The sequence below is a fragment of the Bradyrhizobium sp. WSM2793 genome (genome assembly GCF_000379585.1).
Taxonomy (GTDB): domain Bacteria; phylum Pseudomonadota; class Alphaproteobacteria; order Rhizobiales; family Xanthobacteraceae; genus Bradyrhizobium.
The window spans coordinates 100,176-112,760 of the sequence record NZ_KB902778.1 but is presented as its reverse complement, the minus strand read 5'-3'; the positions used below and the strand labels follow the sequence as shown (position 1 = coordinate 112,760).

The window sequence follows — 12,585 nt, the reverse complement described above, 5'->3', positions numbered from 1 at the left end:
GTACGGACTACTCTGAGCCTTCATTGGGGGTGGGCTCGGGTGGCACGATCTGGCGACGCTTTCGACGTGGGGGATGACCTTGGTAATTCAGCGGGCTGAGCACCGCGACACGCAAGCTCTTCACGCAAAGTTAGACGAACTGTTGAGGGTTAACGGGGACGCGAAGAACTCACTCATGACCCTCGACAACAAGGACGCCGAGGAAGTCGAGGAAGAACGGGCGGCTCAGTTCCGATGGGACGAGCCGAAAGGGAGAAATTCGGCAGCATCAGGTACCCGCCCGGTCATATTGCGCGTTCGGCCGTTCTCGTTAATGCCAATATCCAATCGGGTGCGTACGGCCGTTGTGGCGAACTTGCTCGCGCCGGACAGTAACCACAGGCCCAGCAGCAGCTAACCGCTGCGCCGACGCGCCCGATAAGAACCAAAAGGGCCCCTTGGGCGATCACCTGCAAAACTTCGGTATGCCCCAGGGGCCGACATGTAGCTGCACTCCGTGAAGGGCACCGGTGGCCCATGAGTGGAAGTTGCCACCGGCCTTAGCTGCGGGCCTTCAACTGAATGTCTCACTTCAAATTTTGGCGGACCTTTACTCTTTGATGATGCGCCGGGTCTCTTCCAAACGTGTCACCTTGGGAGCGGGATGTGTCTCTGGTTCGAGGTCATTCACCCCCTGAAGCATAACCGGGGGATGCCGGTGGCCTTCATCTAAATTAATGGGTCTAGTCTCGCCGGTCCGGGGCGCTGCGTTTTTTAGTCTACGAGCTAGTCGCCCGCCATGGGAACGTGCAGAAGCTCGGTCGACATGAGGACATTTGAGTGGTACAAAGGGTCAACTGGCTGAAGCGCTAACCTGGTGATTTTGCTGATCTTCGGCGACCAGATGTCCAGTCCGCCCCTGCGCACCTGAAGCTCAAGCGCCGATCGAGACTCTGTCCGCAACGCGGCCTGTGACTACCTCGTTGAGGAAGTACCCGCTTAGTGCTTCGCGAAGTGGGGGCGCGGAGCTTGGTCTAGTCTGGTGCCATCATTCGTCGCACCGTGGCCTTCGTCGAAGATGACATCCGTGCGCCGAACGGCGCTGACGTAACCGTTCTTCGACCACCGATTGACCACCGAAACAGCGCGAACAAACTGCGATAAAGATGGTCAACCAGTAGCAAACTTCGTTGTTTTTGTTGGTCTTTCCGCAAGCTATCCACGTTCGGGACGCAGGGGTCGCAGGCCCGGAGACTTGGCCGAGGAATTTACATTTCGTCTGTAACCTACTGATCTAAATAGTGAGGTTGTGGCGGCATTTTACAGCTAAGTGGCTGAAGTTACATTTGGAAGATGAGACTCTTAATCAGCGGGTCCCAGGTTCGAGCCCTGGTGCGCCCACCATCCTTAAGAGATTGGCCCGCAAGGGCTTTTTTAAATTCTCCCGCAGAACAAAGCGCGTCTCGTGCGACGTTCTTTGTGTGGGGTGGACACGGCGTGCACGCACGATCTAGCCGGCTTACCCACTTCCGCGTCAGCCGCGCTTTCGCTCAGAGGGTGGCTTAAACTCCACGACCTCGTGCGGGTTGCTCGGATCAGGTGGCTCACTTTTCTTCACGATTAGCTCGAGCTCGAGAGCCTCGAAGGCGAGCTCATCCGCCAAGCGCCTAAACAGCTCACGCTTTTCCATGTCCGTGGCCTGCTGACTCATCAGCGTAAACTCTCTGGCGTCAGCGCGGACCTTTTCCAAACGTCGTCGGAAGTCCTTCATGTGTGCCAGCTTAGCTTTTAAACTTTATCGGCCCGAACAATCAGTTTGCTTGTTCGGATCCACCGGGAGTCAACTGCCGAAACTCGATATTGGTTCTAGGCGGACCGCCAAATTCGCTGCTCATCGTGCCGCGATATTTAGGCCATGCTCTATGACCATGCCCCTGTTCAGGGGTTGCGGGCTGGAGGACGCCGCTGGCTGATGAGCCATCCCTGCCCGGCTCTCGCCGGATGACGCATAGCACTAGCATACCTGAAGGGGCATGAATGTTCGAAAGCGCACAGACGCGAGTGTTGCGCCCGACTAGGCTGCGAGCGATCCTGCAGGCTCGCGAAGCGCTCAGGGCCCAACGGCCTCGGGGGATGCCAAATTGTGCCGGCTGCGCTGAAGCGGCTCCGTCCGCGAACGCAGTGTTGCCGGCTGCGTGCCGGGTATGAGGCAGGATTAAGCTCGACAGATTTTAGATCAACGATGGTCGTCTCGTGCGTACTTTCCTTCTCATTGTGGGAATATGGCTCCTGGCGAACGTTCTGTTCGTTGTAGCTGTCCTGCCCTCGCGCAGACCGGCACCTACTCGGCGAGCAGGAACTCCATCTCCGGTGACGATCAACACGACGGCCGGTCGCTCGGACGATCACGACCCACCACTCCTGCAGCGCGGGATGACGCCGGTTTCAATCAGAGTTCTTTTCCTCGTCCTCCTCCTTCCAATCCTTCGAGCGTGGAATGCGGTTAGGCGGCACTTCAGAGGGCACCACGACTAGACGTGGGCCATCGCGCGCTTGGGATTCTCGTCGATGTCTTCACTGCGCCGCGGGCCCCCCGAGCGATTCAGCGAGAACCATCAGCCAGATCGCAAGTGCGCTCGCTACGGCCATGCCTCCAAGCATGGTTATGACCCGCGTTGAAACGATGATGTGAAAAGCTCAGAGCCCCAGGGTGCGCCGGCATTCCCATCCCGAAATGCCGCAATCGGCGCTCAATTTGTCTGCCGCTTTTGAGCTGAAGCCTGATCGATCAGAAAATCGTCCAGAGCTCGGCCGCTTCGAAGCTGCGGACGCAGCCATCGCGGCTGCCTGCCGCGACCCGACCATGTCTCCGCTGGGTTCTTCGGATTGCGATATTTGGGACGAACGGGCGGGTATGCACGGCGGCGCTTACGATTGAGCCGCGTGACCTCGTTGGCCAGTGCAATCCTGTGGAGCCTTTCCTCCAAATGCGCTTTTTGCGCCAACATTTTCTGAGTGAGTTTGGCGGCGACCTCTTGATGAATTATCCAGAGCTCGTCAACGGAGAGCGAATTAAAATGCGCGGTGTTCATGGCTCCATCCGAATCTTGGGCAGAAGGCCCAGGCAGACAAGTCGGGAATCCGGGAGCAGACAAGCCGTCAGTTAAATATTGATCGTGAAATCCACATTTAAATCGAGAGGTGGCAGGGAGAAAGGCGCGACAGTGGTAATATCGTGGCGCAGTATTTAATTCGCCGCGAGGGGGTAGCCACGTCTCGTGACATCCACAAACTCACCCCTCGGCGAGTTGCGCTTTCGTGATCGACGAGCGCAACGTTGGCGATCGAGCGGGCGGCCGCGGCGCGGATCGTGGGCAGGAGCGAGGCCCGGCGCAACTCAGATGGATCGATGAATCGATCGCGCCGCCTCGTGTTGCACCCCTGGAGTGCCGGGCCGGCATATTAAATTAGGTGGCCAAGAGGATAATTAATTCATCGCGCCGCCCGATTTAAGCCGCATGGGGGCCGTTGTCGCCGCTAAGGTTCAAGCGGGGTGGGGCGCACCCGGGAGTTTTCGATGTCCGGTCAATTGCGATTGTACTTCGCCAGTTTGGTCCTTGTCGGAGGTTTTTCGGCGGCGCCCGCGTCTTCCAATCCTCTAGCCGACTACTTCAATACTGCTACGTCCCAACCCACGGTAACCCCTCCGCCGCAAGCCGAATGCGTGCCGCGTCCCGGTACCGCGACCAGTGGTGGACAGCATTGGGTCTACCGAACGGACGGTCGCCGCAAATGCTGGTTCCTGGCCGAGGGCATCGCGAGGGTGAAGAAGCCCATTCGGGCTCGCGCGGCCAAAGACCGCAGCGCCAGTTTGGACGAAAACGGGACCACGCAGACCAGGCGGAGCGCGGTCGTTGATGCGCGCGCGGAGTTGCTGCGCTCCGCACCGCCCGCGCGATCTCAGACGCCTGTACCCGAAATGCAGGTAGCAGATGCCGCTTCCGATCCTGGCACGGGCCCCACCCTGATGTCGGCGACCCCCATCGTGAATCTTGCCAGCAACCAGCTCACGCCCGAACACTCCGTGCCGGGCCAAGTCGACGCTGGGCAGCTTCTCGCCGCCGCGCCCGCCGACCCACCTCAAGATATGCCGCTGGGCGCGCGCACTGCAGAGGCGCACGGCGAAGCGCGCAGCTGGACGGCCTGGTTCGGTGTGCTGCTGATGACGCTTGGTGGTCTCTCGCTTTTAAGCTCGAACCGCACGCTTCGGCACGCAGTGAGATTACGCCACTGAGGTAGTACAAGGTACTGCCGGCCGCGCGACCGAGGGATTGAACGAGCAGGTATAGCCGAACTGCCACACGTACCAAGGTTCCGTGTGTCGTCACTTAGTTTTACACTGTCCTAGACGGACATTCGAGTATGATGACGGTCGCCTTTTGGATCGGACTGCATCATGCGGTACAAGGTGTTCGTGGTGGACGGCAGCCGGCAAGTAATCTGCACAGCAAAGCTCGACTGCATTGACGAGCAGGCGGCGAGACGCCGAGCCGAGCAAATGCATGACGAGCACGACGTTGAGCTTTGGGAAGGCGATCGACTCGTTGCGGTGTTCCGAAGTGCAACATCGCATGAAAGTCGGAGCTAACGCGCGATCCTGAATAGGTTGGCCGATCTCGCCGCCGAGTTAGTTAAAGCGTTGTGAGGCACCCCGCCTGGCTGGTTGGCGACATGTCGCAGCGACGTCATAGCCGAGGCTCGCTACTGCCGGGATGAAGGCGCCCAGTCTCTTTCAAGATAGTGGCAGATGCCAGGAACGCGGGCAATCCGTGCATCGAATCGCGCGAGTGAGCCGACGCGGGTCAACCTTCGGACCCGGCGGGGGTCTCTAACCGGCTCTTGCTCTGCCGCTCGCTTTGATACGCCGTCTTCTGCCGATTGTTTTTGCTTCTGCATGTCGGAGCTTACTTCGAAGCTTCTCCACCTCTCTAAGCTCCGCCAGAAGCGCCTGATGCCGTTCGCTCAGAACAGCACTCGAAAAAAATCGACGCGTACTCGACATCACATGCCTCAGAAAATGACTTGAAGTAAGAAGTCGACGAAAAGCGAAGGACAAAGAACGCTCGACCGAAGCTCAATGAGCTAAAGCCGCAGCCGCCAGATGCTCCCAGTACTCTGCCTCTGCAAGCAGTTTCCAGCTTCTCTCAGGTTGGAGTGCGGCAGTCTGTCGGCAAAGCAACGCCATTGCGCGAAAGCGGCGGGCAGCTTCCATTCCAACCTCCCATGTTTTCTTTTCCCCAACATATTTTTCAATTTTGCGATGGAGTCATCATGATTATATACGATAATCAAATATATCATTTAATGGCAGGTCGATTTGACCGACTTCCCGAGTCAAGCGGGAGCTGGTTTCGGTTTAAGCTTCACATGGATTTCGAATGCGCCTTGCCGCGCCCTTTTGCGCGTTAAAGCGAACGAGACGGCGTGCGCGGGGCAGCAACAGGTGATGCGAAGCTTCGTGCGCGAGCATCCCAATGTCAGAAATCCCAACCGAGGACTCTTCACGCCGCACCCAGGGCACATGCGTTGGCTACCGAGCCATGACCCGGTCATTGGATGCGTCAGCGGTCTGGCGACGCGCCTCGCTCCTAACGCACAATGCCGCCAACGGCTCGGTGAATGGCCTTACGTTCTGAACAACGGGGCCGCCCAGTACCTCGCTGCGGACCAGACGATCACCGAGAGCTTCCCGGTGACGATCAATGGCGGCCACGGCCCGACAGATAGCCAGACGGTGACTGTCACGATCACAGGCACAAATGATGCGGCCACGGTCGCTTCCGAGGCGAAGTCCGTCACCGAGGGCAATGCCGCGGCGGCGCTCAATACCACCGGGCAGCTCAGCATCACTGACCCGGATGCGGGCGAAGCCCATTTCGTGGCGCAGAGCAATGCGCACGGCAGCTAAGGCGACTTCAGCATCGACGCCACTGACAGGCTGATGCAGCGCCATAGCTCATCGCCATCACATAATTCTCGAAGCTCAGAATAATAAAATTATACCCTTGGTCACCCGTACTATTCCGGTGAATCTTTGCCGACCCTTGGCCGGCGCCGTCCTCGGGGTTCGATTGCGGAGTCTGACATCATCTTCATATTTCGACGTTTTTGCCGGTTTATGGATCCTCACGGCGGCTTGTTTCGCGCGCGATTAACTCAGAAAGGTCATTAATATATTAAATGTTGACGGTAATAAACATTTAATGGATAGTTTTATCGCTGGCGGGGCCGGACATAAATCCGCGGCCGCTGGAAGTTGCCGAGGTGTCTGCAAATTCATCTTGAAAGAAGGGATTCTTCCTATGTTGCATCATTTCATCGAGACCAAGGAAGCGTTGAAGCGTCTGCGGACGGACCAGGACGGCGTGGTGTCATTCGAGTACATCATCGTCGCGGTTTGCATCGTTGGCGCAGTGGGTGCCGTGTTCGGCGGTGGAGCCGGCGGGCAGATTGGGGCGGCGCTGACCACCGGGATCACCGCAATCACCACCGCTTTCGCTACCGCGATCGCTGGCTGATACAGCCATTTTGGCGCCAGAGGGGGGCAATCCAGCTGCCCCCCTCCCGCAGGAGTGCTCCCGCTAGTTTGCCTTCCACTTTTTTGAAACGTGCATTTCATGAGTTGGATTGCTCCCACAGCCTCGATCCTGGAAATCCTTTTGTTGCTCTATGTCGCAACGATGGACGTTGCGACCCGCTTGATCCGAAACGAATTTTGTCTTGCGCTGGCGCTCCTCGGGATCGCCGGTCAATTGCCCAGCCCGATTCAAGTCGCTGTGTCGCTGATCGCAGCCGCGATCCTGTTTCTGCTGCTTTTTGTCCTATACGCGCGCGGAGGAATTGGTGGCGGCGATGTCAAGCTGCTGGTTGCCCTGGCGGTTGGTTTCCCGCCGAGCGGCGTGATGCAGTTGCTGACCGTCACCGTGCTGGCCGGCGGCGTTCTTGCCTTGGTGCATCTGATGATGCGTCACCTGCCATATCCCAGGCTGGCACCCGCCGGATCGTCGCTCGCGCGCAGGATCTACGCGATCGAGCGTTGGCGCCATTTGCGACACGCCCCGCTGCCTTACGGAGCCGCTATCGCCTGCGGCGGTATCTGGACCATTTTGAGCAAAGGATCATGAAATGTCATCCGCGCTGCGTCTGTCGATCATCGTGGTGCTTTTGCTTGCAACCACAGCGTTCGGATTGATCGCCTATAGCATGAACCTGCCGAAGGCGCAGACTCCGGTCCCAGTACAGGTGACAGCGGCGCCCCTCGCGCCGGCGGCGCCGGCGACCGCCGGGTACTTTGTCGCGGCACGACCATTGCCGAGAGGGACGTTGGCCCGCGAAGAGGATTTCGCCGTCCGCTCGGTGCCACCGGAGCGCGTTCCCCAAGGGGCTATCCTTGAAAACCCCGAATCCAAGGCCGGACTTCCCGGTTCACTCATCCGCAACTTCGTCGAAGCGGGCAGTCCCGTTACGTTGCAGGATATCCTGCGTCCGCGGGATCGAGGTTTCCTCGCCAGTGTACTGGCGCCAGACAGCCGCGCCATCAGCATCAAGGTTGACGAGGAGGCCGGTGTCTCCGGCCTCATCAGGCCAGGCGATCACGTCGACGTCGTGTTGACCCAGGTCTTCGAGAAAGTCGATACCGCGCGCCGCGCCCTCAGCGAAACCGTTCTGCGTAATGTTCGAGTCATCGCGATTGATCAGGAGATCGTGCAGGGCGCGCGACCCATCAGCGGGATGGCAGGTAAGCAAACCCAGACCGTGTCACTGGAGCTTACGCAGGTGCAGGTCAAGAAAGTCACTGTCGCAAAGCAGCTCGGGACGCTCTCCTTGGCCGTGCGCGCAGCAGTCGATCAGTGGGACAAGGCAGACACCGGCGCGATGTCGAGCTGTGATGTGTCGCCTGAACTTGCCCGCCAGTATGCAATTTCCGCACAGCGAACGGCTGTGGTCGTTCATTCAGGCGGCGAGGTCAAGCAATACACGGTCAGGAAGCAAGAGGAAGACGCGCTCGTCAGCTGCGACGGTGCATCGGAAACCGTACGCCCGACTGCGACGGCGGCGGGTTACGATAACAGGTTGTCGGAGAAACGGTGATGAACATTGCCATAGCCACCCCGCCTGAAGAATCGACGTCGATCGTCACGCGTAACCGCATCGTCGGCTTCGTAAATGACGAACTCAGCGCCGCGGCGTTGCGCAAGGGGCTCGAGGGCGCCAATCTCTCGATCAGGCGCGGCACGATCCGCAATGCCATACGGATGCTCGAAACCGACACGGATCTGTTCGCGCTGGTGGTAGACATCAGTGGCATCGATGATCCCTTTACGGAACTGGAAAGACTGGCCGGCGTCTGTCCGCCCGATGTCCGCGTAGCCGTGATCGGCGACAACCGAGAGATCACCTTCTACCGTGAGCTCCTGGAGCTCGGCTTGACCGAGTATCTGCCGCGGCCGCTCACGCGCGATCTGGTGCTGGACAAGCTGCGCCCCAAGCTTCTCGGCGACGTCGCAGCCAACCAGATCGATCGTGGCGGGCACGTGGTCTCGATCTGCGGGGCGCAGGGCGGCGCCGGTGCCACAAGCATCGCGATCAATCTGGCGCTGCAGCTTGCCGAGACAACCAAGGCGAAGGTGGCCCTGCTTGATCTTCATCTGCAGGGCGGCGAAGCCGCCGTGATGCTGGGTGTTCGTCCCGGGCCGGGGCTGCGTATCGCTCTGGAAAATCCGACGCGGGCGGACACACTCTTCCTCGAGCGCGCGGCAATCGAGGTCAACGAAAGGGTTTGCCTGGTCTCGGCTGACGAGGACCTCGATGCGCAGCTCGAAATTACGGAAGCTGGCGTACGACACGTGCTGGGTCTGCTGCGTCAACGGTTCAACTACATCGTCGTCGATGTACCCGTCCCATTTCCGCCGTCGATCTATCCCGTGATTGCGCTTTCCCGTCATGTGATGGTGCTGCTCGAATCCGAGGTGACCGGACTTCGCAATGCCCATGCGCTACGCACCGCCGTGATCAACATCGCGGGCAAGGACCGGGTCTTTACCTTGCTCAACCGGGCCGGTCGTCCCGGGGGCCTTCCGAGGGCGGCGGTTGTCAAGGCGTTGGGTGCAGAGCCCGACATCGTCGTTCCCGATCTCGGCAAGGGCATGACCGAGGCGCTCAATCTCGGAATTCCAGCTCTGAAGCACGTCAGGAAATTGCGGCGTCACCTGGCACCGATCGTACGGGAGATCAGCGGTGTCGCTGCCGAGCGGGTTAGCTGGTGGAGGAGGGTGCTCACAGCACATCTGCGATGAAGAAGTTTGGTAGGCGCGAAGACGACGCACCAGCTCACGTATTGGCGGCAGGCGTCCCTGCATCTGCGATAGGCTTGCCGTTGCAGTCGGCCGGCGCGACTGCAGCCGCACCGAACGTGCCGTCACCTGCGCCAAGGCGTGACGAACCTGCGATCCACCAACCCATCATTCCACCTTCGCTGCGTGAACGGGTGATTGAGCAGATCGAACCCGCGGTGGCCGCAACCGTCTCGCGGGAGGTTCTCCGGCGGCAGATTGAAGAGATCATCCATCACATTGCCAACCAGGAACGGCTCGAGCTGTCGGGCCGCGAGCAGCTGCAGCTCGCGGACGAAATTGCCGACGACATGACGGGCTACGGGCCGCTCCGTCCGCTGCTGCTGGACCAGTCGATCAGCGATATCATGGTGAACGGCCCAAGCAATATCTACGTGGAGCGAAGCGGCAGGCTGGAACGAGTTGCGGTGCGTTTCCGCGACAATGATCACATCGCCTCCGTCGCTCAGAAGATTGCCGCGCAGGTCGGTCGGCGCGTCGACGAATCCAGTCCGATGGTGGATTGTCGCCTGCTGGATGGCAGCCGGGTCAACATCATCCTCCCGCCGCTGGCGATCCATAGTCCGTGCATTTCCATCCGGAAATTTCCAAGCCGTCGTTTGGACATCGCCGGATTGATTGAAAACGGCTCGATGACCCCGGCCATCGGACAATTGCTGGAGATCGCGGCCCGCTCGCGGCTCAATGTTCTGGTCTCCGGCGGCACCGGATCCGGCAAGACGACGCTCCTGAACGCGATGAGCCAGTTCATCGATCACACCGAACGTATCGTCACGATCGAGGACGCGGCGGAGCTGCAGCTTCAGCAGCCGCACGTGATCAGCCTGGAGACCCGGCCTCCCAGCCTCGAGGGCACAGGGCAGGTGACACAACGCGATCTGCTGGTGAATGCCCTGCGCATGCGTCCCGACCGGATCGTGGTTGGCGAGGTGCGCAGTTCCGAAGCATTCGACATGCTGCAGGCGATGAACACCGGCCATGATGGTTCGATCTCCACGGTACACGCGAATAGTACCCGGGATGCCCTGACCCGCATCGAAAACATGGTGCAGATGGGACAGGTCAATCTACCGTCGCGCGCCATTCGAAGTCAGATCGTCGCTGCGCTGGATCTCATTGTGCAGGTCGAACGCATGCGGGACGGGCAGCGCCGTATCGTTCAGATCAGCGAGGTGATCGGCCTTGAAGGGGAGGTGATCACCACCAATGACATCGCAGCCTTCGAGTATCAGGAGGAGGATGTGAACGGGCGGATATCGGGCAGCTATAAGTCCAACCTTGCAACTCCGAAGTTCAAGAGCCGGCTTGTCTATTTCGGGCTAGATGGTGCGTGGGCCGAGGCCATGAGGCAAATATGACGCTGGAGTCCGTGATCGTCACTGTTCTGGCGCTCGCGATGTGCGCAGCAGCCATTTCGTTGTGGCTCGACGCTCGGGAAAGACGCATCAATCGCCGGTTGGCGGTTGCTCTGCCAACGTCGCATCCGGCTAACCTGCCATCCATTCGGCGCTTGGAGAGCGGGTCCCAGGATCAGTTTCTCAATCGGCTGTCCAACTACAATCCCGATATACCTTACACGTTGCATCCGGCCTATGTGCTGCTTGCCGGTGCATTCGGAGCAGCAGCGATCCTTTATGCGAACAGCCAGCTGGGATATTCCATTGTCTACGTGTCCATTGTCGCCGCAATCGCGGCCCTCATTGTGATACGAGGCCTATTCGGATGGCAGCAGCGTCGCTTCGCTCTTCAGCTTTTTCGACAGCTGCCTGATGCGATCCAGCTGGTGACGAGTACCGTGCGTTCGGGTCTGCCTGTGCACGAGGCATTTCGTGCCCTCGCGCGCGATATGCCGCAGCCAACGGCCGGGCAGTTTGCCATCGTATGCAGCGAAGTGAATTTGGGAAGACCCCCCGAGGAAGCTATCCAAGCTGTCTATCGGCGAACGCAGGTGGCGGAGTATGCGATCTTTGCGGTGACACTTGCCGTGCAGTTGAAGTCCGGTGGCAGCCTGGCCGAGACGTTGCAGAACCTGGGAGACACTGTCAGGCAACGTGTTGCGCTGGCCGCTCGCGCCAAGGCGCTGGCAGGAGAGGTGATCTTTTCCTCACGAGCGCTGACAGTCTCGCCCTTGATTGCAGGCGGGGTCCTGTACGCAGCCAATCCGCAAACGGTTGATCTGTTGTTCACCGATCCGGTTGGAAACAAGCTGCTGGCTTACGCAGTCCTTTCGGTGCTTGTCGGAGCCCTGGTGATAAGTTGGATGGTCAGAAGGGAAACAGAACTATGACCTCTGGTCTCAGTCTGGTGGCCCTCGCAGTCGTGGCTGCAACCGCGTCCTGCATGTTGATTATCCGCGAAATACACATTCGTACATTGGATGCCCGGGTATCAAACGCCGTGATGGGCGTTGCTGGCCGGTCTGCACCCTTCCAGGATTTGACCGGTTGGTTTTCGTCACTCGGCATGCGGTATCGTCGCTTCTACGCTGAGGAAAATCTGGATCAGCTACGAACCATCCTTCAATCGTCAGGTTTCAATCATCATCGAGCCTTGCCGACCTGGATCGGTGTCAAAGCCGTCAGCATGGCGCTATCCCCGATCATCGCCGGGTGTGTCGCTCAGCTTTTCGGGAAGGCACTGCTGGATGTGATGGTCTTCACACTTATCGGCTTGGCGATCGGGATTCTAGCGCCTCGATTGATACTGGCGGTACTGAAGCGGCGGTTTGATGCCGCCATTCGACTGGGCACGCCGGACATGATCGATTTGCTGGTTGTGTGCAGCGAAGCGGGAATGGGCCTGGAAAGCGGGCTGGCACGCGTCGCGCAAGAAATGCAAGAGACCAATCCCGCTATAGCCCGGGTCATGAGCGGCCTTCTTGATGATCTCCGGATCCTGCCAAGCCGCAGCGACGCATTCGAGAAACTGGGATCTACATCGGATGGGCTTCGCCGATTCGGAATCATGGTCGGCCAAAGCCTGCAATACGGAACGCCGGTGGGGCAGGCTCTGCGGAGTATTGCCGTCGACCTCCGGCGCGAACGTATTACCAAGCTTGAAGAAAGAGCACACAAGTTGGGCGCCAAGCTGACCATTCCGATGGTGTTGTTCCTGCTTCCAGCCATGTTCGTCATTTTGGGTGGAAGTCCCATTCTGCACCTCGTGCGTTCGTTCGCCAGCTTCGGTAAGTAGC

12 protein-coding genes are annotated in these 12,585 nt (G+C 59.3%); 10 read left to right on the top strand and 2 right to left on the bottom strand.

Annotated features, from left to right (window positions below; translation table 11 throughout):
- The first annotated feature begins 22 nt into the window (after nt 1-22).
- Nucleotides 23-397 (top strand): low affinity iron permease family protein, encoded by a 375-nt coding sequence (locus A3AS_RS44615; RefSeq protein ID WP_371260670.1) that lies wholly within the window; start codon nt 23-25, stop codon nt 395-397.
- Between the two features lie 1,116 nt (nt 398-1,513).
- Here the strand turns inward: A3AS_RS44615 and A3AS_RS0113645 are convergent.
- The gene (locus A3AS_RS0113645) at nt 1,514-1,750 is read right to left on the bottom strand and encodes a hypothetical protein (RefSeq protein WP_018318142.1); all 237 of its coding nucleotides are present in this window, start codon (nt 1,748-1,750) and stop codon (nt 1,514-1,516) included.
- A 979-nt stretch (nt 1,751-2,729) separates the two neighbouring features.
- On the bottom strand, nt 2,730-3,071 hold the full coding sequence (locus A3AS_RS45010) for an H-NS family nucleoid-associated regulatory protein (RefSeq protein WP_084674824.1): 342 nt from the start codon (nt 3,069-3,071) through the stop codon (nt 2,730-2,732).
- 485 nt (nt 3,072-3,556) lie between these two features.
- On the opposite strand from A3AS_RS45010, the gene A3AS_RS0113640 reads away from it, so the two are divergent.
- The 9 genes from A3AS_RS0113640 (at nt 3,557) to A3AS_RS0113595 (ending at nt 12,584) form a co-directional block, all read left to right on the top strand.
- Nucleotides 3,557-4,273 carry a hypothetical protein gene (locus tag A3AS_RS0113640; protein ID WP_026201974.1) on the top strand — a complete coding sequence of 239 codons (717 nt, stop codon included), beginning with the start codon at nt 3,557-3,559 and terminating at the stop codon, nt 4,271-4,273.
- Between the two features lie 1,083 nt (nt 4,274-5,356).
- Complete coding sequence (locus A3AS_RS0113630; RefSeq protein WP_198293696.1) at nt 5,357-5,947, top strand: VCBS domain-containing protein; 591 nt, start codon at nt 5,357-5,359, stop codon at nt 5,945-5,947.
- A gap of 295 nt (nt 5,948-6,242) precedes the next feature.
- Nucleotides 6,243-6,557 (top strand): hypothetical protein, encoded by a 315-nt coding sequence (locus A3AS_RS0113625; protein ID WP_244550615.1) that lies wholly within the window; start codon nt 6,243-6,245, stop codon nt 6,555-6,557.
- Nucleotides 6,558-6,656: 99 nt separating this feature from the next.
- A complete protein-coding gene (locus A3AS_RS0113620; protein ID WP_049814874.1) occupies nt 6,657-7,163 on the top strand; it encodes a prepilin peptidase in 507 nt (168 codons plus the stop codon).
- Between the two features lies 1 nt (nt 7,164).
- Nucleotides 7,165-8,130 (top strand): Flp pilus assembly protein CpaB, encoded by a 966-nt coding sequence (gene cpaB / locus A3AS_RS0113615; protein ID WP_018318135.1) that lies wholly within the window; start codon nt 7,165-7,167, stop codon nt 8,128-8,130.
- Nucleotides 8,130-9,335, top strand: coding sequence for a pilus assembly protein CpaE (locus tag A3AS_RS0113610; RefSeq protein ID WP_026201973.1), 1,206 nt, complete (start codon nt 8,130-8,132; stop codon nt 9,333-9,335). Before cpaB ends, A3AS_RS0113610 begins: the two co-directional genes overlap by 1 nt.
- Nucleotides 9,332-10,750 (top strand): CpaF family protein, encoded by a 1,419-nt coding sequence (locus A3AS_RS0113605; RefSeq protein WP_026201972.1) that lies wholly within the window; start codon nt 9,332-9,334, stop codon nt 10,748-10,750. The genes A3AS_RS0113610 and A3AS_RS0113605 overlap by 4 nt, the downstream gene beginning before the upstream one ends.
- Nucleotides 10,747-11,679 (top strand): type II secretion system F family protein, encoded by a 933-nt coding sequence (locus A3AS_RS0113600; RefSeq protein ID WP_018318133.1) that lies wholly within the window; start codon nt 10,747-10,749, stop codon nt 11,677-11,679. The genes A3AS_RS0113605 and A3AS_RS0113600 overlap by 4 nt, the downstream gene beginning before the upstream one ends.
- Nucleotides 11,676-12,584, top strand: a complete 909-nt coding sequence (locus A3AS_RS0113595) for a type II secretion system F family protein (RefSeq protein WP_018318132.1) — start codon at nt 11,676-11,678, stop codon at nt 12,582-12,584. Before A3AS_RS0113600 ends, A3AS_RS0113595 begins: the two co-directional genes overlap by 4 nt.
- Nucleotide 12,585 lies beyond the last annotated feature (1 nt).